22 protein-coding genes are annotated in these 22409 nt (G+C 66.9%); 8 read left to right on the top strand and 14 right to left on the bottom strand.

The window, feature by feature from the left end; all coding sequences use genetic code 11:
* Nucleotides 1–23: 23 nt before the first annotated feature.
* From AC0J42_RS14700 to araD1, 4 genes are all read right to left on the bottom strand, one after another.
* Nucleotides 24–1601 carry an aldehyde dehydrogenase (NADP(+)) gene (locus tag AC0J42_RS14700; protein WP_473006725.1) on the bottom strand — a complete coding sequence of 526 codons (1578 nt, stop codon included), beginning with the start codon at nucleotides 1599–1601 and terminating at the stop codon, nucleotides 24–26.
* Nucleotides 1602–1634: 33 nt separating this feature from the next.
* A complete protein-coding gene (locus AC0J42_RS14695) occupies nucleotides 1635–3188 on the bottom strand; it encodes a UxaA family hydrolase (protein ID WP_473006724.1) in 1554 nt (517 codons plus the stop codon).
* Nucleotides 3189–3217: 29 nt separating this feature from the next.
* Nucleotides 3218–4531, bottom strand: a complete 1314-nt coding sequence (locus AC0J42_RS14690) for an MFS transporter (protein WP_473006723.1) — start codon at nucleotides 4529–4531, stop codon at nucleotides 3218–3220.
* A gap of 72 nt (nucleotides 4532–4603) precedes the next feature.
* On the bottom strand, nucleotides 4604–5602 hold the full coding sequence (araD1, locus tag AC0J42_RS14685) for an AraD1 family protein (RefSeq protein WP_473006722.1): 999 nt from the start codon (nucleotides 5600–5602) through the stop codon (nucleotides 4604–4606).
* 130 nt (nucleotides 5603–5732) lie between these two features.
* Here araD1 and AC0J42_RS14680 point away from each other — a divergent pair, with 130 nt between their 5' ends.
* On the top strand, nucleotides 5733–6659 hold the full coding sequence (locus AC0J42_RS14680; protein WP_473006721.1) for a LysR family transcriptional regulator: 927 nt from the start codon (nucleotides 5733–5735) through the stop codon (nucleotides 6657–6659).
* Nucleotides 6660–6757: 98 nt separating this feature from the next.
* Here AC0J42_RS14680 and AC0J42_RS14675 read toward each other — a convergent pair whose 3' ends face one another.
* Genes AC0J42_RS14675 through AC0J42_RS14655 form a run of 5 tightly spaced genes read right to left on the bottom strand, consistent with a single transcriptional unit; the run spans nucleotide 6758 to nucleotide 12118 of the window.
* Nucleotides 6758–7669 (bottom strand): SMP-30/gluconolactonase/LRE family protein, encoded by a 912-nt coding sequence (locus AC0J42_RS14675; protein ID WP_473006720.1) that lies wholly within the window; start codon nucleotides 7667–7669, stop codon nucleotides 6758–6760.
* A gap of 14 nt (nucleotides 7670–7683) precedes the next feature.
* A complete protein-coding gene (locus AC0J42_RS14670; protein WP_473006719.1) occupies nucleotides 7684–8640 on the bottom strand; it encodes an ABC transporter permease in 957 nt (318 codons plus the stop codon).
* Nucleotides 8637–9635: an ABC transporter permease gene (locus AC0J42_RS14665; protein ID WP_473006718.1), complete on the bottom strand. Its 999-nt coding sequence runs from the start codon at nucleotides 9633–9635 to the stop codon at nucleotides 8637–8639. The genes AC0J42_RS14670 and AC0J42_RS14665 overlap by 4 nt, the downstream gene beginning before the upstream one ends.
* Complete coding sequence (locus AC0J42_RS14660; protein WP_473006717.1) at nucleotides 9632–11083, bottom strand: sugar ABC transporter ATP-binding protein; 1452 nt, start codon at nucleotides 11081–11083, stop codon at nucleotides 9632–9634. Before AC0J42_RS14660 ends, AC0J42_RS14665 begins: the two co-directional genes overlap by 4 nt.
* A gap of 12 nt (nucleotides 11084–11095) precedes the next feature.
* Nucleotides 11096–12118, bottom strand: a complete 1023-nt coding sequence (locus AC0J42_RS14655; RefSeq protein WP_473006716.1) for a substrate-binding domain-containing protein — start codon at nucleotides 12116–12118, stop codon at nucleotides 11096–11098.
* Nucleotides 12119–12360: 242 nt separating this feature from the next.
* Here AC0J42_RS14655 and AC0J42_RS14650 point away from each other — a divergent pair, with 242 nt between their 5' ends.
* From AC0J42_RS14650 to AC0J42_RS14635, 4 genes are all read left to right on the top strand, one after another.
* Nucleotides 12361–13596 (top strand): GAF domain-containing sensor histidine kinase, encoded by a 1236-nt coding sequence (locus AC0J42_RS14650; protein ID WP_473006715.1) that lies wholly within the window; start codon nucleotides 12361–12363, stop codon nucleotides 13594–13596.
* A gap of 16 nt (nucleotides 13597–13612) precedes the next feature.
* The gene (locus AC0J42_RS14645) at nucleotides 13613–14350 is read left to right on the top strand and encodes a response regulator transcription factor (RefSeq protein WP_416424274.1); all 738 of its coding nucleotides are present in this window, start codon (nucleotides 13613–13615) and stop codon (nucleotides 14348–14350) included.
* Between the two features lie 309 nt (nucleotides 14351–14659).
* The gene (locus tag AC0J42_RS14640; protein WP_473006714.1) at nucleotides 14660–15259 is read left to right on the top strand and encodes a DUF1842 domain-containing protein; all 600 of its coding nucleotides are present in this window, start codon (nucleotides 14660–14662) and stop codon (nucleotides 15257–15259) included.
* A 15-nt stretch (nucleotides 15260–15274) separates the two neighbouring features.
* Entirely contained in the window at nucleotides 15275–15733 is a 459-nt protein-coding gene (locus AC0J42_RS14635) for a DUF1842 domain-containing protein (protein ID WP_473006713.1), read from the top strand.
* 66 nt (nucleotides 15734–15799) lie between these two features.
* On the opposite strand, the gene AC0J42_RS14630 is transcribed toward AC0J42_RS14635, so the two are convergent.
* The 3 genes from AC0J42_RS14630 to AC0J42_RS14620 are packed head-to-tail and all read right to left on the bottom strand — an operon-like array spanning nucleotide 15800 to nucleotide 18632.
* Nucleotides 15800–16114: an NIPSNAP family protein gene (locus tag AC0J42_RS14630; RefSeq protein ID WP_473006712.1), complete on the bottom strand. Its 315-nt coding sequence runs from the start codon at nucleotides 16112–16114 to the stop codon at nucleotides 15800–15802.
* Complete coding sequence (locus AC0J42_RS14625; protein WP_473006711.1) at nucleotides 16111–17826, bottom strand: FAD-dependent oxidoreductase; 1716 nt, start codon at nucleotides 17824–17826, stop codon at nucleotides 16111–16113. Before AC0J42_RS14625 ends, AC0J42_RS14630 begins: the two co-directional genes overlap by 4 nt.
* Nucleotides 17823–18632: an SDR family NAD(P)-dependent oxidoreductase gene (locus AC0J42_RS14620; RefSeq protein WP_473006710.1), complete on the bottom strand. Its 810-nt coding sequence runs from the start codon at nucleotides 18630–18632 to the stop codon at nucleotides 17823–17825. Before AC0J42_RS14620 ends, AC0J42_RS14625 begins: the two co-directional genes overlap by 4 nt.
* A gap of 178 nt (nucleotides 18633–18810) precedes the next feature.
* Between AC0J42_RS14620 and AC0J42_RS14615 the strand changes: the two genes are divergently transcribed.
* The 3 genes from AC0J42_RS14615 to AC0J42_RS14605 all read left to right on the top strand — a co-directional run bounded on the left by AC0J42_RS14615 (nucleotide 18811) and on the right by AC0J42_RS14605 (nucleotide 21066).
* Nucleotides 18811–19683, top strand: coding sequence for a helix-turn-helix domain-containing protein (locus tag AC0J42_RS14615; protein WP_473006859.1), 873 nt, complete (start codon nucleotides 18811–18813; stop codon nucleotides 19681–19683).
* 200 nt (nucleotides 19684–19883) lie between these two features.
* A complete protein-coding gene (locus tag AC0J42_RS14610) occupies nucleotides 19884–20660 on the top strand; it encodes an alpha/beta hydrolase (protein ID WP_473006709.1) in 777 nt (258 codons plus the stop codon).
* Between the two features lie 133 nt (nucleotides 20661–20793).
* A complete protein-coding gene (locus tag AC0J42_RS14605; protein WP_473006708.1) occupies nucleotides 20794–21066 on the top strand; it encodes a hypothetical protein in 273 nt (90 codons plus the stop codon).
* A 3-nt stretch (nucleotides 21067–21069) separates the two neighbouring features.
* Here AC0J42_RS14605 and AC0J42_RS14600 read toward each other — a convergent pair whose 3' ends face one another.
* Entirely contained in the window at nucleotides 21070–21288 is a 219-nt protein-coding gene (locus AC0J42_RS14600) for a hypothetical protein (RefSeq protein ID WP_416424265.1), read from the bottom strand.
* Nucleotides 21289–21379: 91 nt separating this feature from the next.
* Nucleotides 21380–22288, bottom strand: a complete 909-nt coding sequence (locus tag AC0J42_RS14595) for a LysR substrate-binding domain-containing protein (protein WP_416424264.1) — start codon at nucleotides 22286–22288, stop codon at nucleotides 21380–21382.
* Nucleotides 22289–22409 lie beyond the last annotated feature (121 nt).

Here is a 22409-nt window from a genome sequence, read left to right as displayed (position 1 = left end):
TGTAGCAGCGGCCCCAGGCCGCGTCACGCCCCGCCGCGCAACTGACCGTTCACCAAACGCCGAATGCCCAAGGGGTTGGCATCCTTCAACGCATCGGGCAGCAGATGGTCCGGGTAGTTCTGGTAGCACACCGGCCGCAGGAAGCGATCGATCGCCGCCGTGCCTACCGAGGTACCGCGCGCATCCGAAGTTGCCGGATACGGCCCGCCATGCACCATGGCATCACACACCTCGACGCCCGTGGGGTAACCGTTGATCAACAGCCGCCCAGCCTTCTGCTCCAGCACCGGCACCAGCGCCGCGAACCTGTGCAGGTCTTCGGGCTCGGCAATCAACGTGGCCGTCAACTGCCCCTGCAACTGGCCAAGCGCCTGGGCCAGTTGTGCCTCGTCCGCCACGTCCAGCACCACCGTGGCCGGGCCGAACACCTCTTCCTGCAGCACCGGGTCCTGGTTCAGCAACAACGCCACGTCGGCCTTGAACAGCCGCGGCCCGGCCTGGCGCCCGGCCTGCGGCGCGCCTGCCAGCAGGGTTACCCCGGGCGTGCCCGTGAGCCGCTCGACGCCGTGACGGTAGCTGTCCAGGCCGCCGGCGTTGAGCAGGGTCTGCGGCGCTTGCTCGGAAAAGAACTGCGCCAGCGCCGTGGTGAAGGCGCTAAACGCCGGGGAGCGGATACCCACCACCAGGCCGGGGCTGGTGCAGAACTGCCCTGCGCCCAGCATCACCGAGGCGCCCAGTTCCCGGGCGATGCTTGCGCCCCGCGCTGCCAAGGCCTGGGGCAACAGCACCACCGGGTTGATGCTCGACATCTCGGCGAACACCGGGATAGGTTGCGGGCGCGCCGCCGCCATGTCGCACAGGGCGCGGCCGCCGGCCAGCGAACCGGTGAAACCAACGGCCTGAATGGCCGGGTGCTTGACCAGCGCCGCGCCCACGCCAGCGCCATAGATCATGTTGAACACCCCCGCCGGCATGCCGGTGCCTTCAGCGGCGCGCGTAATGGCCAGGGCCACGCACTCGGCGGTCGCCATGTGCCCGCCGTGGGCCTTGAACACCACCGGGCAGCCAGCGGCCAGCGCCGCCGCGGTATCGCCGCCTGCGGTGGAGAACGCCAAGGGGAAGTTGCTGGCCCCGAACACCGCCACCGGGCCCACGCCCAGGCGGCACTGGCGCAGGTCCACGCGCGGCAACGGTTGGCGCTCGGGCATCGCGTGGTCGATGCGCGCGCCATAAAAGTCGCCACGCCGCAGCACACTGGCAAACAGCCGCAACTGGCCGCTGGTGCGCGCGCGTTCGCCGTGGATGCGCGCGGCCGGCAGTGCGGTCTCGCGGCCCACCAGGGCAATGAAGTCCTCGCCCAGGGCATCCAGTTCGCTGGCGATGGCGTCGAGAAACTGCGCGCGGCGCTCGGCCGGCAACTGCCGGTAAGGCGTGAAGGCGGCCGCAGCGGCTAGCGCAGCGGCGTCTACCTCGGCTTCGGTGCTCTGGAAAAAACGGTAAGGCAACGGCTCGCCGGTGTGGGCGTCCAGGCTCTGCAGCAGCGTATTGCCCTGCTGGCTGCGCTGGCCGCCGATAAAGCTGTGGCCGGTCATCTGGGTCATGGTGCGGGTTCCTTGAAAAAGCTGGCAGCGGGTTCAGGTGATGGCGCCGATCTGCCACGGCACGAATTCGTTCTGGCCATAGCCGTGCTGTTCGCTCTTGCTGCGTTCGCCGGAGGCGATGCGCAGCATCAGCCGGTAGATATGCTCGCCACGCTCCTCGATGGTCATGCTGCCGTCGGCAATGCCGCCGCAATTGACGTCCATGTCCTCTTCCTGGGTTTCCCACAACCGCGTGTTGGTGGCCAGCTTGATCGACGGCGACGGCGCGCAGCCATAGGCCGAGCCGCGGCCCGTGGTAAAGGCAATCAGGTTGGCGCCGCCCGCCACCTGGCCGGTAGCCGAGATGGGGTCGTAGCCGGGGGTGTCCATGAACACCAGGCCATGGGCGGTGACGGTTTGCGCGTACTCGTAGACGTCCACCAGGTCCGAGGAGCCGGCCTTGGCCACCGCCCCCAGGGATTTCTCCAGGATGGTGGTCAGGCCGCCGGCCTTGTTGCCGGCCGAGGGGTTGTTGTTGAGCTGCGCGTTCATGCGCTCGCAGTAGGCTTCCCACCAGTGAATGCGCTGGATGAGCTTTTCGCCCACCGCGCGGCTTACGGCGCGACGGGTCAGCAGGTGCTCGGCACCGTACACCTCCGGGGTCTCCGACAGGATCGCGGTACCGCCGGCGGCCACCAGGCGATCCACCGCGTTGCCCAGCGCCGGGTTGGCAGTGATGCCTGAATAGCCATCGGAGCCGCCGCACTGCAGGCCGATGATCAGGTGTTTAGTGCTGACCGGCTCACGTTGCACACGGTTGGCCCCGGCCAGCAGCGACTTGACCTGCTCGATCCCGCTGGCAATGGTCTTCGAGGTGCCGCCGGTGCCCTGGATGGTGAAGGTGCGCAAGGTGTTGTTGCGCTCCAGCCCCTGGGCGGCCAGCAGGTCGGGGATCTGGTTGGTCTCGCAGCCCAGGCCAATCATCAGCACTGCGGCGAAGTTGGGGTGAATGGCATAGCCGCCCAGGGTGCGGCGCAGCATGGCCAGCGCCTCGCCGTCCGGGTCCACGGCGCAGCCGAAACTGTGGGTCAGCGCCACCACGCCGTCGACGTTCGGGTAGGCGGCCAGCGCCTCGGGGTGAATGTCGCGGCGGAAATGGTCGGCGATGGCCTTGGCGACGGTGGCCGAGCAGTTCACCGAGGTGAGGATGCCGATGTAGTTGCGCGTGGCCACGCGGCCGTCTTTGCGGACGATGCCCATGAACGTGTCTTCGCGGCGCTCGCCAACGCCCAGCGCGTCGACACCGAAGGCGTAGTCGCGGGAAAAGTCACCCATGGCCAGGTTGTGCACGTGCACGTGCTGGCCGGCGGCGATCGGCTGGCTGGCGAAGCCGATGATCTGGCCATAGCGCCGCAGCGGCTGGCCGGCCTCGATGTCACGGGCGGCAATCTTGTGCCCGGACGGGATTGGCTGCTTCACCACCAGGCCTTCCACCGCCAGTTCAAGGCCCAGGGGCAGCGGCTGGCGGGCAATCAGTACATCGTCCAGCGGGTTCAGGCGAATCACGGCATTGGCAACGCTGTTGCCTGTTTTTGTTATGAGTTCCATGGTGTTTAACCTTCCAGGTAACGGCGAATTCAAGCGAAACCACGTTCGCGATAGTCGATGATGGCGGAGAACAGCACCAAGCCCATGGCCATCACCACGAAGAAGATCAGGGCCAGGAAATACGAGCCGGTGAACTGCACGATCAGGCCGATCAGGATGGGCACGATCACCCCGACCATGTTGCCGCAGAAGTTCATGCTGCCGCCCAGCACGCCCGCCTTGGACTTGCCGCCCAGAATGGCCGGCAGGCACCAGTACATGCCACACCAGCGCAGGAAGAACAGCGCCACGCACAGCAGGGTGATGACCGTGCCCGCGTCGGGAATGTAGGCCACCAGCAGGATGCACAGGGCGGTGACCGCCGCGGCGCTGCCGAACAGCGTGCGCATGACGCGGTTGGGCTCGCCGCCGGCGCTCTTCCACTTGTCGGCCAGCCAGCCGCCGAACAGCTCGCCAATGAAACCGCACATGAAGATCAGGAAAGTGGCGCCGCCCATGGCCTTGATGTCCAGGTTATGCACCTTGTGCAGATAGCTCGGCATCCAGGTCAGCAACCCGTAGAACACGCTGTTGTAGCAGGCGTAGCCAGCGAACATGGCCAGCACCGAACGGCTTTTCAGCAGTTCCTTGAGCACCGCGGCACGCTCGCCGTGGGTGCGCTTGGCCTGCGCGTTGGCGTCGGTGATGTAGGCCAGTTCCGCGTCGTTGACCTTGGGGTGCTCGGCCGGGCTGTTGCGGATGTACCACCAGGCCCAGACGCCCACCACCATGGTGCCGACGCCGGCGATGAAGAAGGCGATGCGCCAGGACTCGAACCAGGTGATCAGCGCGGCAATGATGATGGCGCCCAGCGCCGTGCCCAAGGGCGCGCCGCCGTCCACCAGGGTGGCGCCGCGGCCCCGTTCATTGGGGGTCAGCCAGGCGCCGTTGAGCTTGGCGCCGGCGGGCATGATCGGCGACTCGGCCACGCCCAGGCCGATGCGCGTGGCCAGCAGCATCATCCAGCTGTGGGCGCCGCCGGCGATGGCCTGGAAGAAGCCCCAGCCCACGGTGGCGACGCCAACGATATTGCGCACCTGGAAGCGGTCCAGCAGCATGCCGCCGGGGATCTGCATCAGCGCGTACGACCAGAAGAAGGCGCTGAGCATCAGGCCTTCCAGCGCCGGGGTCATTTCGAATTCGGTGGAAATCAGCGGCATGGCCACCGACAGCGACGCGCGGTCGATGTAGTTGATGGCCGACAGCAGCAACAGGATCAGGAAGATGCGCCAGCGCACGGTGGTGGCGCCAGTGGGGGTAGCGGCCGCTTGCAACGGCATGACCCGTTCGGTCTTGGTGTTCATACGCTTCTCGCTTTTTATGATTGTTATCAGGCAGCAATGGGGCCGCCCGGTGCAGGCGACCCGCGAGAACTTCTAGAGCGCAGTGATGGTGCCGGCGGCCAATTCGCGCTCGCCGGCTTGTATTCCATTGACCAACGGCCGTCCGAATTCGCCCATGCTGATCTCGAATTCATCACCTAACTGGGTGTGCACGTTATCGGCTACCGACAGCGTCGCGGTGCCGAAGAAGTGCACGTGCACGTCGCCCGGGCGCAGGAACTGCGCGTACTTGAAGTGGTGGTACTCAAGGTTTTCCAGGCTGTGGCACATGTTGTCCTCGCCGCTGAGGAACTCTTTCTCCCACAGCACCTGGCCGTTGCGCCGAATGCGGCTAGTGCCGGTGAGGTGGGCCGGCAGCTCGCCTACCCGCAGCTCCGGGCCGTAGCTGCAGTTGCGCAGTTTGGAATGGGCCAGGTACAGGTAGTTGCGGCGCTCCATCACGTGGTCGGAGAACTCGTTGCCCAGAGCGAAGCCTACGCGGTAAGGCTTGCCGTCGCCGCCTACCACGTACAGGCCGGTCAGCTCGGGCTCCTCGCCGGCATCTTCGGCGAACGGCGGCTTGCTGAACGCCTCGCCAGGGCGTACCACGATCGAGCCGTCGCCCTTGTAGAACCACTCCGGCTGCACGCCGACCGTCCCGGGGGCCGGGCGCCCGCCTTCGATGCCCCACTGGAAGATGCGCGCGGTGTCGGTCAGCGCGGCTTCGTCCTGGATGTTCTGCTGGTGCATCTTGTCGCGCGTCGAGGCGCTGCCCAGGTGGGTGAGCCCGGTGCCACTGACCAGGCAGTGCGCCGGGTCTTCGTGGTCCAGGGGCGGCAGCACACGCCGCTCTGCCAGCAATTGGGTGTAGCTGTGCGGGGAAACGTCGGTGCCCCGGGCGTGGACTTCCGCCACCAGGCTGCGGCCGTTGGCGATGGCGTCCAGCGCCAGTTCACGGGTGGTAGAGGTGTCGCGCACCACCTGGATCGAATCCCCTTTGATCACGCCGACGAAGCGCTGGTGAGGTCCGGTTTCGAATTGAATCAACCGCATGCTGTGGTCTCCGCTGTTATTTTTATGCAGGGTGCGTTGAGCACCGCGTTGGGCATCACTTTAATTTCGCCACAGGTTGTTGCCTAATGAGAGCTGCTGATCCACCGATAACTTTTAGTGATCCCCCACCATGCTGCCGTCCCTCGCCACCATCAACTCGCGCCTGCGCCTCAAGCAGCTTCGGCTGCTGATTGCCCTGGATGACTATGGCTCGCTGCACAAGGCCGCGGAAGCGGTGGCCATCACCCAGCCGGGCGCGACCAAGGCGTTGCACGAAATCGAGTCCACCCTCGGCACGCCGCTGTTCGAGCGCACCAGCAAAGGGCTGGAGCCCAATGACCTGGGGCGCTGCGTGATTCGCTACGCGCGGCTCATCCACACCGACGTGGCGCACCTGCGCGAAGAGCTGCTGGGCATCATGCAGGGCCACGGCGGGCGCTTGTCGGTGGGCGTGATCATGGGCGCGGTACCAGCGTTGGTGGAGTCCCTGGCACGCCTGCGGGCACGCCAGCCGCAGTTGTCGGTGGAAATCGTCGAGGACACCAGCGCGCGGCTGCTGTCGTTGCTCGATGAAGGCCGCCTGGACATGGCGCTGTGCCGTACCAGCGTCAGCAAGAACCCGGCGCTGTATGACTGCCGCTCCCGCGAGCAGGAGCCGCTGATTGTGGTGGCCAACCCGGCGCACGCGTTCGCCACGCGCGACACCGTCAGCCTCGATGAGCTGGCGGCGTCACGCTGGGTGGTGTTCCCGGTGAACATGCCCATGCGCCTGACCCTGGAGCGCGAATTCCGCGAAGCGGGCCTGGCCTTCCCGACCTATTCCATCGAGACCTCATCCACCTTCACCACCCTGTCGCTGTTGCTGCAGGACCCCAACCTTGTGGCGGTAATGCCCGAGGACGTGGCGCGGATGGCCGTGGACTTCGGCATGCTGGTGCACCTGCCGTATGCGCTAACCTCGCGCAGCGAGCCGTATGAGATCGTTACCCGCCATGGCGTCAGCCTGCCCGCGCCCGCGCGGTTATTGATTGAAGAGCTGACCCAAGCAGCCACTTAACTACGACGGTCTTCTGTGGGAGCTGGCTTGCCAGCGAGTTTTGGAAGTTTTAAAAACTCGCTGGCAAGCCAGCTCCCACAAAGAAGGTTGGCGTGGTGTCAGGGGTATTGCGCGCCGGCCACAGCCACGTGAATCAGGTACAGCGACGTATTGGCGGTGATGAACAGCCGGTTGCGCCGCGGCCCGCCGAAGGTCAGGTTGGCGACCTTCTCGGGCAGCAAAATCTTGCCCAGCAAGATGCCTTGGGCATCGAAACACTGAATGCCGTCGCCGGCACTGGTCCAGATGTTGCCCTGCACGTCCACCCGCAGGCCGTCGGGAATGCCCGGTTCGATCTGCGCCAGCACCCGCGACTTGCCCAGCCAGCGCCCGTCCACCACCTCCATGGCGCGGATATGATGGGGCGCTGCGGGGTCATGGGTGCGCGCCGAATCGGCGATGTACAGGGTCTTGCCGTCCGGCGCGAACGCCAGGCCGTTGGGCTGCACGAAATCGTCGGCCACGCACACCACCTCGCCGCTGTGCGGGTCGACACGGTAGACGTTGCGGCCGGCCTGCTCGGGCTCGGCCTGGTAGCCCTCGTAGTCGCTGAGGATGCCGTAGGTGGGGTCGGTGAACCACACCCCGCCGTCGCGGTGCACCACCACGTCGTTGGGCGAGTTCAGGCGCTTGCCGTCGAAGGCATCGGCCAGCACCGTGATGGTGCCGTCCGGCTCGGTGCGGGTAACGCGGCGGGTGCCGTGCTCGCAGGTCACCAGGCGGCCCTGCTGGTCGCGGGTGTTGCCGTTGGCGAAGTTGGAGGCCGCGCGGTACACCGACACCCCCTGTTCCGGCGTCCAGCGCAGGATCCGCTGGTTGGGAATGTCACTCCACAACAGGTAGCCGCCATCGTTGAACCACACCGGCCCCTCGGCCCAGCGGCAGCCGTCATACAGGCGCTCCAATTGGGTGTTGGGCAGGGTCAGGGTGCGAAAGCGCGGGTCGGCGTATTCGTAGATGTCTTCAATCATTCTGCAATCCTTGGTCACAGGGCGCGCTTGCGGCCGCTGACGGCGGCAATCACCGTGATAATGATCAGGCCGGTGAGAATCATGCGGACCCCGGCACTGGCGCCGAAGGTGTTGAGCATGCTCACCAGCAAATACAGGAACAGCGCCGCGCCCCACAGCCCCGGCACGTTGGAGAAACCGCCGGCCACCGAGGTGCCGCCGATCACCACCACGGCAATCGAGGCCAGCAGGTACTCGTCGCCCATGCTCAGCGACGCGCCGCCGGAAAAGCCCGCCAGCAGCAGCCCGCACAGGCTGGCGAACACCGCGCTCAGCACGTAGGTGGCAAAGCGCACGCGTTCCACGCGCACCCCGGCCAGTTCGGCGGCGCGGGCGTTCTGGCCGATCGCCAGAGTCCAGCGCCCGTACCGGGTACGGGTCAGCAGATAGCCGCCCAGCACCGCCAGCAGCACCACGAAAATCGCCAGGTACGGCACGCCCAGCACATGCCCGGTGGTGAACTGGTAGAAGCCGTCCGGCGGCGCGATGCGCACGCTGCGCCCGTAGGCGATGGCCAGCGATTGCAGGAGGAAGCTGGCCGACAGCGTGGCAATGATCGGCGGAATGCGCAGCACGCGGATCAGCGCGTAGTTGCCGCAGCCCACCAGCCCGCCCAGCGCCAGCACCCCGGCGATGCCCAGGGCAATGTTCAGGTCCTGGCCGGCCATCAGCTTCATGCCCACGGCGCCGCTCAAGGCGATGTTGGCCGGGATCGACAGGTCGATGTTGCCCGGCCCCGTGGTGATCACGAACATCTGCCCCAGGCCGACGATCACGAAGAACGCAGAGAAGCTCAGCGCCCCCGACACTAGCGCGCCAGCGCCTTCGCCGCGGGTGAACGCCAGGGTGGCGAGCCACACCAGCAGCGCGGCCAGGAATGCCCACAGCCAGGGTTTGCCCAGCAGCCGATTGAAACCAGTGGCGGTAGTCATGCCGGGCGAGCCTCCAGGCGGTTGACGGCGGTGCGCAGGGCCAGCACCAGGATCAGGATCGCGCCCTGGGCGCCGATCTGCCAATCGGGGGAAATGCGGATGAACGACAGCAGCGAGCCGGCCAGCACCAGGGTCAGCGCGCCCATTACCGCGCCGATGGGCGACACCCGCCCGCCGACGAACTCGCCGCCGCCCAGGATTACTCCGGCAATCGACAGCAAGGTGTAGCGCAGCGCCATGCTGGCATCAGCCGAGGTGGTCAGGCCCACCAGGAACAGGCCCGACAGCACGCCGAAGCTACCCGCCAGCGCATACAGCGTGACCTTGATGCGCAACAGCGACCAGCCGGCCTTGGCGATGGCCAGGGGGTTGCCGCCGGCGCCGCGCAGCACCACGCCGAGGGTGGAGCGCATCAGGAAGGCATGCACCGCCACCGCCAGCACCGCACAGACGATGATGGCGAACGGCACTAGCGGCGTGCGGATCTTCACCAGCGCCTGCAGCCACTGCGGCGCGCTGCCACCTGGCGCGGGCAGCAGCAACACCGCCGCGCCGCCCCAGATGAACGACATGCCCAGGGTGACGACAATGGCGGGCAGCTGGCGGATATGCACCAGTGCCCCCAGCAACGCATACACCACCACGCAGGCTACCAGCGCCAGGCAACCGAGCAGCGGATGCTGGTTGAGCAAGGTGGCGGCCACGCAGGCGACGAAACTGATGAAGCTGCCCAGCGACAGGTCGAGGTCGTTGACGGTGATGATCAGCATCTGCGCGATGGTGGCCAAGGCAATCGGCACCGCCAGGTTGAGCATCAGGTTCATGCCCATGTAGCTCATGGCCCGCGGCTGCATGATGAAAATGGTGGCCAGCAGCACCACCAGCGACAGCCCCGGCAAGGCGCTGCGCAACAGCCGCGCGCGGTTCACGGCGGCGGGCGCTGCCTGCGCCTGCACGGCTTGGCCTTTCAAGGGCAAGGGATGGGGCGCATTCATGCCACGGCCTCCTGGAACGAGCTGCGCAGCACCTGCGCTTCGCTCAATTCATCACGGGGGAAGTCAGCCACCACCTGGCCGTCGCGGAACACATAGATGTGGTCGCAATAGTCCAGCTCTTCAAGCTCGGTGGTGTACCAGATGAAGGTGCGGCCACGCGCGGCCTCCTCCTGCACGATGGCGTAGACCTCGCGCTTGGTGCCTACGTCGACGCCGCGCATGGGGTCGTCCATCAGGATCAGGGCACTGTCGGACGCCAGCGCCCGCGCGAACAGGGCCTTTTGCTGGTTGCCGCCGGACAGTGACAGGATCGGGTTGGCCATGTCGGGGGTGCGAATGCCCATGCGTTGCTGCCAGTGGGCGGCCATGGCCTGCTCGGCCTGCGGGTCCAGCAGCACGCCGCGCTTGAGCGCCGCCAGCGAACTGATGGTGATGTTCTGGGCAATCGACCACAGCGCGAATACGCCATCGGTCTGCCGGTCGCCGGCCACAAGGGCCACCGGCAAGCCCTGGGCGACGCGCTGGCGCAGCACCTGGATCAGCAGCTGGCTTTGGCCCTGCCCGGCCAGGCCTGCCAGCCCGACAATTTCGCCGGCATGGGCGGCTATGTGGCGGCCATCGGTTTGCCGCGTCGGCCGCTGGTTGACCACCACGGCCTGCTCGCGCTTGGACACGAAAGCGCCCGCGCCGGCATGGGCCTTGGCGCCACTGCCCATGCACTCGACCAGCGAGGCATGGTCGAAGGCGCTGGCAGCACGCACCGCCACCACCTGGCCGTCGCTCATCACCGCGATACGGTCGCAGGTGGCAAGCATCTCGCCGAGGATGTGGCTGATCAGCACCACGCAGCCACCGCCCGCCACGTAGCGACGCACGTGGGCCAGCAACTGCCCGGCCACCCGTGCGTCCAGGGACGAGGTGGGCTCATCGAGGATCACCAGCGCCAGGTGCTCGCCCGCCACGCAGAAGGCACGGGCGATTTCCACCATCTGCCGCTGACCGATGGGCAGGTCGGCCACCACCTCGTCGGCGCCAATGCCATGGCCGGGGAAAATGTTGTCCAGGCTGGCGCCGATCAACGCCGCCGCCTTGCGCCGCCAGCCAAAACCACGCAGGCCGGGGCACATCAGCCGGGTGTTTTCCGCCACGCTCAGGTTGGGGCACAGCGACAGTTCCTGGAACACGCAGCGAATGCCGTGCTGGCGGGCCACCTGCACGCAGTAGCCGGTGCGCACGTCCTGGCCGGCCATGTGCAAGGCGCCGGCATCCGCCGCCAGGGTGCCGGCCAGCACCTGCATCAGCGTGCTCTTGCCGGCGCCGTTGTGGCCAATCAGGCCCAGGCACTCCCCGGGGTGGAACTGCAGGTCCACGTTGCTCAGCGCGCGCACCGCGCCGAAGGTCTTGCCCACGCCCTGCAGGCTGACCAGGGCCGCTTGATTGGCTTGCATCGCAGGTCTCCTTTAGCGGGCAGTCGGGCTGGTCAGCTTGGCGACATCGCCGACGCTGTAGGCCTGGCTGACGATGCCGCCTTTTTCCACGCCCTTGAGCGAGGATTCCAGCGTGTCCTGGGTAACGCTCAGCGCCGGCGACAGCAGGTCATGGGGCAACTGTTTGCCATCCAGCAGCTGCTGGGCCACCCAGAACGCCAGGCTGCTGATGCTCGGGGCGCTGGAAATGGAGAAGCTCTCGTAGCCGTTGGCGTCTTTCTGTTTCTTCCACCACGACAGCTCTTCCTCGCGGTTGCCGAAGATGATCACCGGCGCCGGGCGGCCGGCCGCGCTGAACGCCTGGGCGACGCCAAAGCCGTCATCGCCCTGGGTGACTACCGCATCGATCTTCGGCAGGCTGGGCAATATGCCGGCCACGGCCTTCTGCGCGGCGGTCTGCGACCAGTTGCCGTTCACCGAGCCGATGATCTTCAGTTGCGGGTACTGGGTGGCGCCGGCGCTGATGCCCGAATGAATCAGCTCGTCCACCGACACCCCGGCCAGGCCGCGCACTTCCAGTACGTTGGCGCCTTGCGGGAAGCGCTTGGCCAGGTAGTCCATGGCCTGCTGGCCGCTTTGCTTGAAGTCCATGGAAATGCGGTAGGCGCAGGGCTCGGTGACCACGCCGTCGAACGAGACGACGATGATGCCGGCGTCGCAGGCCTGCTTGACCGCGCCGTTGAGCGCGGTGGGCGACGCGGCGTCGATGACGATGGCGCTGTAGCCCTGCAGGATCAGGTTCTGGATTTGCGCGGCCTGTTCGGTGGCCTGGTTCTCGCCAGTGGTGAACGAGTCCGCGCCGGCAATGGTGCCGGCCTTGACCGCCTGTTCGCTGGTCTGCTGCCAGCTGGCGAGCATGCCCTGGCGCCAGGAATTGCCGGCGTAGTTGTTGGACAAGGCGATGGTTTTATCGGCCGTGGCGGCCTGTGCGAGCATGAACGGCGTGATCAGCAATGCAGTGGACAGCAGCGCGGAGCGCAGCGGGTGACGTTTCATGATTTTACCCTTGTTATTGTTGTGGGCATCAGGCCGCCGAAGGCTTCGGTCGTGCCGGTATTACTGAAACTGCGCCCCCAGTCTGCGCTGGCCGCCAGGGCCTGTCCGGGGGCGTTGCTGCATACTTGACACCCTTTGCGCGCACATTACTTGCGGGATCCCGCAAAAGGTTGGCGCAAGCCTGCAGGCCACTTTCAGTCATACTCAGGCCAGGCTTCCCATAACAACAAAGGCCGACCACCATGGCGCCACGCGCACCCATTGCCGCCGAAAACGTGCTGCATCACTTCCTTGGCATCTCCCGCGCCCTGGCCGGGCGCCTGGATTTCCAGTCGATGATCGATGCCGTTTCCGAGGAAATTCGCCACATCCTGCCCCACGACCACCTGGACGTGAGCCTGCTGCTGGACAACCACAGCCACCTGTCCGCCTACGAAACCGGTGTGCACACCGCCTGGGGCGACTTCGCCAACCATCCGCTGCCCATCGCCCAGAGCCCGATCCGCGCGCTGCTGCGCGGTGACGAAACCTATATTCTCAGCGACGACGCCATGAACGATGCGCGCTTCCAGTTTCCCGGCGCCATCAACCACCCGATCTTCGACGCGCGCCTGCGCAGCCGCCTGCACGTGCCGTTGCGGGCGCGCGGCGAGGTCATTGGCGCGCTCAGTTGCTCCATGCACACGGCCAATTTCTACACCCTCGACGATGTGCGTCACACCCAGCACGTGGCGGACCTGCTGGCCTCCTACCTGTACGCCCTGCACCAGACCGAGCAGGCCAAGCAGCTGGCCATCGCCGAGGCGCAGATTCGCGCCCGCGAGGAAGGCCTGAGGCTGGGTGTGCTGCGCCTCACCGAAGAGCTGGAAAACGAACGCCAGCGCATCGGCATGGACCTGCACGACCAGACCCTGGCCGACATGACCCGCCTGTACCGGCGCATCGGCCGCCTGCAGTTGCAGGGCAACGCCGGCGGCGCGGAACTGGCGCAGCTGGGCGGCGCGCTGCAGGACAGCATGCAGGAGCTGCGGTCGATCATCGACGCGGTCAAGCCCACGGTGCTGCAGCTGTTCGGCTTCGAGGAAGGCCTGGAAGACCTGCTGCTGCGCAGCGTGCGCAACAGCGGCCTGGACATCGCCACCCACCTGCACGACAGCACCGATGGCCTCGCCAACCGCCTGGCCGAGCCGCAGCAGATCGCCCTGTTCCGCATCATCCAGGAGGCGCTGAACAACGCCATCAAGCACGCTGCGCCGCAGTCCATCGCCGTGGACATCACCACCACCGACAGCCACCTGCACCTGACCATTCTCGACGACGGCCTGGGCCTGGACGGCGCTGGCCCGCTGGAGAGCAGCGGGTTGAAGAACATGCAGGTGCGGGCGCAACTGCTCAGCGCCCAGGTGCACATCGGCAAGGGCCCGCATGGCAAGGGCACCTGCGTGAAAATCAGCCTGCCGCTGCCGGCCCACGCCTGAACAGGAGCCCTGCCCCATGGATATTCTGCTGATTGAAGACGACCCGGTGCACCGTGCTTTCCTCAAGGAAGTGATCGAGGTGGCGCTGCCCGAATGCTCGCGGCTGATGGAGGCCGAGGACGGCCACGTGGGCGAGCGCCTGGCCGGCGAGTTCGCCATTACCTCGGTGGTGATGGACCTGCAGATGCCGCGCTGCACCGGCGTGGAGGCCGCCCGCTCGATCTGGCGCGAGCGCCCGGAAACCTCGATCATGTTCTGGTCCAACTACGCCGACGAAGCCTACGTGCGCGGCATCTCGCGCATCGTCCCCGAGGGCGCCGCCTACGGCTATATCCTCAAGACTGCCTCCGAGGACCGCCTGCGCCTGGCGCTGCGCAGCCTGTTCATCGAACAGCAGTGCGTGATAGACCGCGAAGTGCGCGGCGTGCAGCAGAAAAGCCAGAACCACGTGCTGGGCCTGACGGACGCTGAGTACGAAGTGCTGCAGGACATTGCCCTGGGCCTCACCGACCGCATCATCGGCCAGCGCCGCAACCTGTCGCTGCGCAGCGTGCAGAACCGCCTGCAGCAGCTGTACGAAAAACTGGGCGTGCGCCAGCCCAATGACGACATCGACAGCCAGCCGGCCTTCAACCTGCGCGCCCGCGCGGTGCACGTGGCTTTGCTGCGCAAACTGCTCAACCGCACGGCGCTGGAACAGGCGGAGATAGAGCTGCAAGGGTGGTTGAAGGACCCGCGGCAGGGGTTTCGTTGACCCCTCGTCGGGCCACCGCAATGGGCATAACGTTATTCTTATTTCTGCAATAATCAACCACCTGTCGGCACCCCGCCGATTTCATCTGCACACCTGAAAACCGGTGCTTAACTGAGGAAGCCACCGGGCAGGTGGCACGACTTGCACCCCAAGATGCGGAGCCGAACAACCCGTAATCATTAGGCCAATACCTAAACGCCAGGCGCCACGGCGAACGGTTTCGTGCCTGCGGGCTTCGCGCTCCACCCACCGTCTGCCTTGTGACTAACGCAACTTGATCCTTAACCATTGCTTGCATTGGAGGCAACAATGTCTGAATCAACTCTGCACACCGTCGTTGGGCTTTTCCCCGTTTCCCTGGATGTGGGCACCCACAAGCCTGGGGCCCAGCAGCTGCAGCTGGACCTGCTGGTGAACACCCCGCGCCGCGTGCTGACCGGCGCCGCCACCCTGACCCAGGCCATCAACCCGCCGCTGGACCTGCATGTGCAGGTCGCAGGCGACTACACCTACCTGGGCCTGATTCCACCGACCGATGCGCGCATCCTGCTGACCCTGCAGGGCCGCAAGGCGGGCCAGGGGCCGACGGCGCCGATCATCTTCAAGGCGCAGCTGGTGCTGGAGCCGAACTGGCAGGTCGGCGTTGCCAGCTACTCGTATGAGGTCAACGGCCAGTGGCATTCGGTCGAGCAGGTGCCGGTGAAAGTGGACGCCCAGCGCATCCGCGAACGCGGCCATGTCGACCAGGCCGCGCGCTTCCACCAGGCCACGGTGGAAGCCGCCATTGCCGGCGGCGACCTGGTGCAGCTCAAACGCCTGGCCGGCGACCATGCGGGCGCGGCCTTGCACAGCGCCATCGACCAGAACAAGGCGGCTGCCAGCAAACCCGCCAAATCCGCCAAAGCCTGAGCAAGGAGCACTGACATGGCTAACGCTATCGGTCTGTTTCACACCCGCCTCAACGTGCGCAAACCCATCCTGGGTGCGCCGGAGCTGACCCTGGACCTGGTGGTCAACACGGTGACCCGCCAGGTGTTTGGCAGCGCCCGCATTACCCAGCCCACCCACCCGGTGCGCGAATTCCACGCCGACCTGTGGGGCGAGTTCGCCGAGCTGCCGTTCGGGCCGGGCGGCGTCAACCAGCTCAGCCTGCACCTGGACGGCAACCCCAGCGGCCGCACCAGCGAGCTGGCCGAGACCTTCCACCTGCAGGCGCTGCTGGCCGGCGACTGGGCCCAGGGCAACGCCAGCTACCGGTTCTTCGACAACGGCCACTGGACCAACCTGGCCAGCGTGCCGGTGCGCCAGGCGCCGGACGTGGCCTTGCAGACGGCTGCCAACGAGCGGTTGCATGAGGTGATTCGGCAGTTGGAATCGGCGTAGGGCCAGGACGCGGCCTGCGGCAGCTGCTACGAAAACGCGGTCCTGTAGCAGCGGCCGCAGGCCGCGTCACTTCAGGCAGGCAAACGCCACCGGCCGGATGATCCGCGTTTCCTGCGCCACCACCAGGTGCCGCGTGGCCTGCAAATAGGCCGCAAACTCCACATCCGCATCACGCGCCAGGCTGCGGCGCTCGAAATCGGCCAAATCCTCATAGCCCCACAGGTGCACCACCTGGTTCAGCGGGCCGATGCTGCTGGTGTAGAACGCCAACGGCCGCCCCAGGTGCCGCAGCAGGATCGGCATCGCCAGGCGCTCGAACACCTCCAGGAACTCGGGCATGCCCCGCGGCACGATGGTATAGACGCGATGGTCGACGATCATGCTGGCTGCTCCTCTGCCTGTTTCTGCAACACCCCCGCCAGGTGCCGCCCGGTGATGTAGCCGAAGGTCATGATCGGCCCCAGGGTGATGCCGGCGCCGGGGTAGTTGCCGCCCATGATACTGGCGCGGTCGTTGCCCACCGCGTACAGGCCTTCGATGGGCCGGTCGCTGGCGTCCAGCACCTCGCCCACCACGCTGGTGCGCAGGCCGTCGAAGGTACCCAGGTCGCCCATCAGGGTTTTCACCGCGTAATAGGGCCCGTCGCCAATGGGCGCCACGCAGGGGTTGGGGCGTTGCTGCGGGTCGGCCAGATAGCGGTTGAACGTGGTGCTGCCACGGCCGAACGCTTCGTCGCGGCCTTGGGCGGCGCCACGGTTGTAGCTGGCGACGGTGCGCGCCAGGCCCTCGGCGTCGATGCCGGCCTTGCCGGCCAGCTGCGCCAGGGTACGGCCCTTGAACAGGTAGCCCTGGCGAATCAGCTTGCCCAGGGGCATGGGCGAGGGCTTGGCGTAGCCCAGGCCGTACTTGCCTAGGGTCTTCGCGTCGCACACCAACCACATGGCCGTGTCGCTGCGTGCGGCGTCGTTGGCGATCATCGCTTCGCCGACGTCGTGGTAGCTGTTGGCCTCGTTGGTGAAGCGCTGGCCGCTGGCGTCCACGCCGATCACCCCGGGCTTGTAGCGGTCCAGCAGGTGCGGGAACGCAGTGAAACGGCCCTTGCCCATCGGCACCTTCGACACCGGCATCCACGCGGCGGCGGCTTGCAGGCGAATGTCCACGCGCCCGCCCACGGCTTCGGCCAGGCGCGCGCCGTCGCCGGTGTTGCTGTCGGGCACCGGCGAGAAGTGCTCGCCGCCGCGCTTGACGTGGGGGTAGGCCTCGCGCAGCCGCTGGCGGTCGTGGGAGAAGCCGCCGCCGGCCAGCACCACCGCGCGGCGCGCGTGCAGGCGGCATTCGCCCTGGGCGCTGGTGGCGAGCAGGCCGGTGATGCGGCCCTGGTCCTTGAGCAACTGCCGCGCCGCAGTGCCGGTGAGAATCGGAATGCCCAGGTCCAACGCCGACTTGGCCAACCGCGCGGCCAGGGCGTTGCCGCTGGTGACCTGGGTGCCGCGGCGGTACAGCAACATCTCCTTGAGGTGGGTGGCCAGGCGCCGGGCCACGTAGACGAACGAGGTCAGCGAGCGCGTGGCGTTGAAGAAGTGCTTGAGGTCGGCGTTGGACGAATTGAACATCATGCCGATGAAGGTGATGGTCTTGAGCGGTGGGCGCAGGCGCGCCATGTCGGCGCCCAGCTGGCGGATATCGAACGGCGCGGCGAGGATCGAGCGGCCCACGTCGACGCCGCCCGGGGCGTCGGGATGGTAGTCGGGGTACAGGGTGGGGACGAACTGCACGGCGGTCTCGCGCTGGAAGAAATCGACCATCTGCGGGCCGTGCGCCAGGAAAGCCTCGATGGCCGCGTCGTCATAAAAGGCCCCGGCCTGGTCGCGCAGGTAAGTGCGCGCCAGCGCCAGGCTGTCGTTGGCCTGCTGGGCCTTGCCCAGGCGGTTGTTAGGTATCCACAGCACGCCGCCGGAGAACGCCGTGGTGCCGCCGAAGCAGTCGGCCTTCTCGATGACCACCACGTCCAGGCCGGCCTTCTTCGCCGTGATGGCGGTGCTCAGCCCCCCTGCCCCGGCGCCTACCACCAGTACGTCGCAGGTCCGGTTCATGGCCGTGCCCCTTCGAAGCCTGGGCGCGGCAACAGGGCCATGGGCATGCTTTCGAAGCCGCCGTCCACCAGCAGTTCGGCGCCGTTGATGTAGCTGGCGCGCTGGCTGGCCAGGAACAGCACGGCGTCGGCAATGTCCTGGGGCTCGCCGATGCGCCGGCTGGCGGTCATGGCGCTGCGCTGTTGTTCCACCTGTGGGTCGGCGTAGAAGGCCGCCGACAGCGGCGTGCGGATCAGCCCCGGGCACACCGCGTTGCTGCGCACGCCGCGCGCGCCCCACTCTACCGCCAGCTGGCGCGACAGCATGCTCACCCCCGCCTTGGCGGTGCTGTAGGCGCCGCTCCAGGGTTGCGGCGCGTGGGCGGCAATGGACGCGACATGGATGATGCTGCCGCTGCCTTGGGCCAGCATCGGCTGGCCGAACGCCTGGCCGCACAGCAGGTAGCCGCTGAGGTTCACCGCCAGCACCTGGTTCCAGTGTGCCAGGCTGATGTCTTCCAGGCGGCCGGGGCGCATCACGCTGGCGTTGTTGACCAGCACGTCGCAACGGCCATGGCTGGCCAGCACCTGGGCGGCGGCCTGGCGCACGCTGGCGGCATCGCTGATGTCGCAGGCCAGGGCGCTGGCCGCGCCGCCCAGGGTGGCGGCTAGGGATTGGCAGGTGTCCAGGTCAAGGTCCAGCAGCACCAGGGTGGCGCCCTGGGCGGCCAGTTCGCGAGCGACTATGGCGCCAATGCCACCGGCGGCGCCGGTGACCACGCAGACGCGTGAAGTCAGGTTGAGCCAGTCATTGTTCTTGTTGTGCATGGTTATCTCCAATGGGCGCCGCGACAGGCGGCGCTTCCACAGGCCACAGGGTAGGCCTGGCGCCCGCCGGGCTTGAATGGACAAAACCTGCAAAGGCCGGCACATGCCGATCAAACTGCGCCGCCCGCCACGGCGCTGTGGCACAGTAGCGGTGCCCATAACAACAACACCTGACACCATGGCCGCCATTCCCAACTACGCCCTGTACGGCGAGCGCGTGCAGCCGATCTGGCATGACGCGCTGCACGTCGAATCGATTTCCCTGCGCTCCGGCGCACACCATTGGGAGATCGCCCCCCACCGCCACGAAGGCCTGTTGCAGCTGTTGTACCTGCAACACGGCAGCGGCCAGCTGCGTTTCGACGGCCAGGTGCTGCGCGTGCAGGCGCCCTGCGCAATCATCGTGCCGGCGCCTATCGTGCATGGCTTCAGCTGGGACGGCGCGGTGGAGGGCCAGGTGATCACGGCCGTGCAGACGCTGCTGCAGGCCATGGCCGACGCCGTGTCGGCGCCGCTGGCGGCACGGCTGCTGCAGGCACAGGTGGTGGACCTGCCCACTTGGCCCGCCGCAGCCGACCCGCTGTTGCCCCTGTTCACCAGCCTGCGCGACGAGTACCACAACCGCGCCAGCGACCACGTGGCCTGCAGCATGGGCCTGCTGCTGGGCCTGCTGGTGCAGGTGCTGCGCCACGGCCGCTGCCCGCAGGGCGTGGACGAGGCGCCGGCGTCGCGGCGCTCGCAGCAGATGGTGCGTTTTCGCGAGCTGGTGGACATGCACTTCCGCCAGCACCGGCCGCTGCAGGCCTATGCCCGGGAGCTGGGCATGACCCTGGTCACCCTGGGGCGCCTGTGCCAGGAGCACTTGGGCATGCCGCCGATGGCGCTAATCAACGCCCGGCTGGTGCTGGAAGCGCGCCGCGAGCTGGCCTATTCCAGCCTGAGCATCAAGGCCATCGGCCATGGGTTGGGGTTCAACGACGTGGCGTATTTCAGCCGCTTCTTCCGCAAGCACACCGGGCTGTCGCCCAGCCAATACCGCGAGCAGACGTAGCAGCAACTGTCTTGTGGGAGCTGGCTTGCCAGCGAGCTTTTATGGCCCCAACAGCTCGCTGGCAAGCCAGCTCCCACAGGATGTAGCAGCGGCCGATGGCCGCGTCCTGGGCGCTGCGGGGGGCCAGGCGAATCGCGTTTGTAGCCGGACGCCGCCTGCGGCAGCTGCTACGGTAAGTGGGGGAAGGTTGGGGGTGTTGCATGGTGCTGCGTAGAGGGTTTCGCTTGTTCGGGGGCATTGTCTTCGGCGGCCTGCTGCTTTATCTGGCGCTATGCGCGGCCTTGCTGGTGTTCCAGCGGGCGCTGATCTATCACCCGCAACCCAACGAGGGCGATACGCCGGCCTCGCTCATGGCGTTCACGGTGGACGGCGTGCGCCTGCAAGCCTCGGTGCGCCCCCATGACGGGCCTGACGCGGTGCTGTACCTGGGTGGCAACGCCGAGGACGTGTCGCTGAACCTCGCCGACTTCTCGGCAACTTTCGCCGACCAGGCGCTGTACCTGCTGCATTACCGCGGCTTCGGCGGCAGCGGCGGCTCGCCCACCCAGGCCGCGTTGCAGGCCGATGCGCTGGCGCTGTATGACCTGGTTGCTGCCGGCCACCCCCACGTGACGGTGATCGGCCGCAGCCTGGGCAGCGCCGTGGCGGTGTACCTGGCCAGCCAGCGGCCGGTGGCGCGGCTGGTGCTGGTGACGCCGTTCAACAGCCTGGCGGAGCTGGCCAGCCAGCGCTTCGCGCTGTTCCCGGTGCAGTGGATGCTCAAGGACCGCTTCGACTCATGGCGCTACGCCCCCCAGGTCAGCGCCCCTACCCGCCTGGTGGCGGCCGCCGACGACAGCCTGGTGCCGCGGGCCAGCACCGAGCGGCTGTACGCGCATTTCGCCCCGGGCGTGGCGACACTGCAGTTCATCCCGGCCAGCGACCACAACAGCATCTCCGACAGCCCGGCGTATCTGCCGGCGCTGAAAGCTCGCTGAAACCCTGACGCGGCCTGGGGCCGCTGCTACGTTGATCCGTGTCACATTAGTGAAATATACAAGGCTTACCATGGCGCAGATGACTGCTATATGACAGTTTGAAGACAGCTGACCACTGACACAGGGAGTGACCATGGAATCGTCTCTAGACGCGCTTCGCCAGCAAATTCAGCAAGCCGAACCGGTGCTCAAGCGCCTGGACGTGGCCATGGAGAACCTGACGTTCGACCCACTGCAGCCCGCCAGCGTCGACGTTGCCAACGCCACCGTCTCCCACCTGATCGCCACCTTGCTGGCCGGGTTTGAACACAACCCCATCCTCGGCCCCCTGGCCAATGACCTTGAAGCCCAGTACCTGGAAGGCATCCGCCTGAAAGTACGTGCGGCCCGCGCCCAGGCGGCCTGACGCCTAGCCCTTCACCCGCGCCAGCTCGGCCTTGAGCCGGGCAATCTCGTTGCTGTCGCTGCCGTGCATGGTCACCAGCGCAGCGATGCGCTGGCGGCATGCCCGCAGTTCGGCATTGGTTTCATCCAGCTCGTTGGCCAGCAGCGTGCATTGATGTTCCAGCAATTCCAGGTGGGACGGAAAGGGTTCGAAACCAGTGGCGTCTACGAGGTCGTTTGTCATGAGCATGGGGCACCAGCGGGGTGGAGTACAAATGTTCTCCGCGCAGAATAACCGCAACCACTGGATGCATCAACAGTGTTTCGTCGGCACTTCAATACGCAAACGCGTGCCCCAGCTCCTGCTCCATCCACGCCAGGAAGCGCCGCACCCGCGGAAAGCTGGAGTGTGCGCGCGGAAACACCAGGTGATGGGCCGCCACCGGCGCGCTGAGTGACGCCGGCGTCACCGCCACCAACGCCCCCGAGGCCAGGTATTTCTGCGCCAGCAAGGTGCTTTCCAGGGCAAAGCCCAGGCCCAGGCTGGCCGCCTCCAGGGTCATGTACGAGCGGTCGAAGCTCAGCGCATAAGGCTTCTCCGGCAGCGCCAGGCCGTGCTGGGCGAACCATTCGGGCCAGGTCAGCAAGGTCGAGGCCGACAGGATCAGGTCGCTGCCCAGCAGGTCGGCGGCCTGCCGCACCGGGTGCCGGGCCAGCAGCGCCGGCGCCGCCAGCACCGCCACCGACTCGTCGCGCACGGTGCGCACCTCGTAGCTGGGCCAGGCGGGCCGGCCGTGGCGAATGTCGACGTCGATCTTGTCGCGGCTGAAATGCAGGGCCTCGTAGGAGCACGACAGGTTGATCTGGATGTCCGGGTGGCTCTGGCGGAACGCCTCCAGGCGCGGCATCAGCCACAGCAGGCCGAAGCTCGGCGAGGCATGCAGGCGCAGGCAGTCGATGCTGACGTCGCTGGCCGCCCGCTCGGTGGCCACCGCCAGGGTCTGCAAAATGCCGGAGACCTCCTTGAGGTACTGCTCGCCCACCGGCGTCAGGTGCACGCCACGGGCGCCACGGGTGAACAGCTGGCGGCCGATCAAGGCTTCCAGGTTCGCCAGTTGGTGGCTGACGGCCGAGGGCGTCAGGTCCAGCACCTCGGCGGCCCTGGCCACGCTGCCGAAGCGCGCGGTCTGTTCGAAGGCCTGAATTGCTTTCAGGGGTGGCAGTGGCGGCATGACCGGGGACATGGCGGATCCTTGCGCGTGGGTCTTGTTATTGATGGCTTCATTCAAGCACCGCTGGCCGCGAGTGCTGAATTTTTTTCAGCCACCGATGATGTTTAGCGCATTGCTCAGGGCCGCCGCCCGG

Source organism: Pseudomonas sp. Tav-5-1A, from assembly GCF_055755055.1.
This window is presented reverse-complemented; position numbering and strand designations above follow the sequence as displayed.

Bases quoted from the DNA above. Each gene is read 5' to 3' on its own strand.
- AC0J42_RS14700 (WP_473006725.1), bottom strand. From the start codon at position 1,601: ATGACCCAGATGACCGGCCACAGCTTTATCGGCGGCCAGCGCAGCCAG.
- AC0J42_RS14695 (WP_473006724.1), bottom strand. From the start codon at position 3,188: ATGGAACTCATAACAAAAACAGGCAACAGCGTTGCCAATGCCGTGATT.
- AC0J42_RS14690 (WP_473006723.1), bottom strand. From the start codon at position 4,531: ATGAACACCAAGACCGAACGGGTCATGCCGTTGCAAGCGGCCGCTACC.
- araD1 (WP_473006722.1), bottom strand. From the start codon at position 5,602: ATGCGGTTGATTCAATTCGAAACCGGACCTCACCAGCGCTTCGTCGGC.
- AC0J42_RS14680 (WP_473006721.1), top strand. From the start codon at position 5,733: ATGCTGCCGTCCCTCGCCACCATCAACTCGCGCCTGCGCCTCAAGCAG.
- AC0J42_RS14675 (WP_473006720.1), bottom strand. From the start codon at position 7,669: ATGATTGAAGACATCTACGAATACGCCGACCCGCGCTTTCGCACCCTG.
- AC0J42_RS14670 (WP_473006719.1), bottom strand. From the start codon at position 8,640: ATGACTACCGCCACTGGTTTCAATCGGCTGCTGGGCAAACCCTGGCTG.
- AC0J42_RS14665 (WP_473006718.1), bottom strand. From the start codon at position 9,635: ATGAATGCGCCCCATCCCTTGCCCTTGAAAGGCCAAGCCGTGCAGGCG.
- AC0J42_RS14660 (WP_473006717.1), bottom strand. From the start codon at position 11,083: ATGCAAGCCAATCAAGCGGCCCTGGTCAGCCTGCAGGGCGTGGGCAAG.
- AC0J42_RS14655 (WP_473006716.1), bottom strand. From the start codon at position 12,118: ATGAAACGTCACCCGCTGCGCTCCGCGCTGCTGTCCACTGCATTGCTG.
- AC0J42_RS14650 (WP_473006715.1), top strand. From the start codon at position 12,361: ATGGCGCCACGCGCACCCATTGCCGCCGAAAACGTGCTGCATCACTTC.
- AC0J42_RS14645 (WP_416424274.1), top strand. From the start codon at position 13,613: ATGGATATTCTGCTGATTGAAGACGACCCGGTGCACCGTGCTTTCCTC.
- AC0J42_RS14640 (WP_473006714.1), top strand. From the start codon at position 14,660: ATGTCTGAATCAACTCTGCACACCGTCGTTGGGCTTTTCCCCGTTTCC.
- AC0J42_RS14635 (WP_473006713.1), top strand. From the start codon at position 15,275: ATGGCTAACGCTATCGGTCTGTTTCACACCCGCCTCAACGTGCGCAAA.
- AC0J42_RS14630 (WP_473006712.1), bottom strand. From the start codon at position 16,114: ATGATCGTCGACCATCGCGTCTATACCATCGTGCCGCGGGGCATGCCC.
- AC0J42_RS14625 (WP_473006711.1), bottom strand. From the start codon at position 17,826: ATGAACCGGACCTGCGACGTACTGGTGGTAGGCGCCGGGGCAGGGGGG.
- AC0J42_RS14620 (WP_473006710.1), bottom strand. From the start codon at position 18,632: ATGCACAACAAGAACAATGACTGGCTCAACCTGACTTCACGCGTCTGC.
- AC0J42_RS14615 (WP_473006859.1), top strand. From the start codon at position 18,811: ATGGCCGCCATTCCCAACTACGCCCTGTACGGCGAGCGCGTGCAGCCG.
- AC0J42_RS14610 (WP_473006709.1), top strand. From the start codon at position 19,884: ATGGTGCTGCGTAGAGGGTTTCGCTTGTTCGGGGGCATTGTCTTCGGC.
- AC0J42_RS14605 (WP_473006708.1), top strand. From the start codon at position 20,794: ATGGAATCGTCTCTAGACGCGCTTCGCCAGCAAATTCAGCAAGCCGAA.
- AC0J42_RS14600 (WP_416424265.1), bottom strand. From the start codon at position 21,288: ATGACAAACGACCTCGTAGACGCCACTGGTTTCGAACCCTTTCCGTCC.
- AC0J42_RS14595 (WP_416424264.1), bottom strand. From the start codon at position 22,288: ATGTCCCCGGTCATGCCGCCACTGCCACCCCTGAAAGCAATTCAGGCC.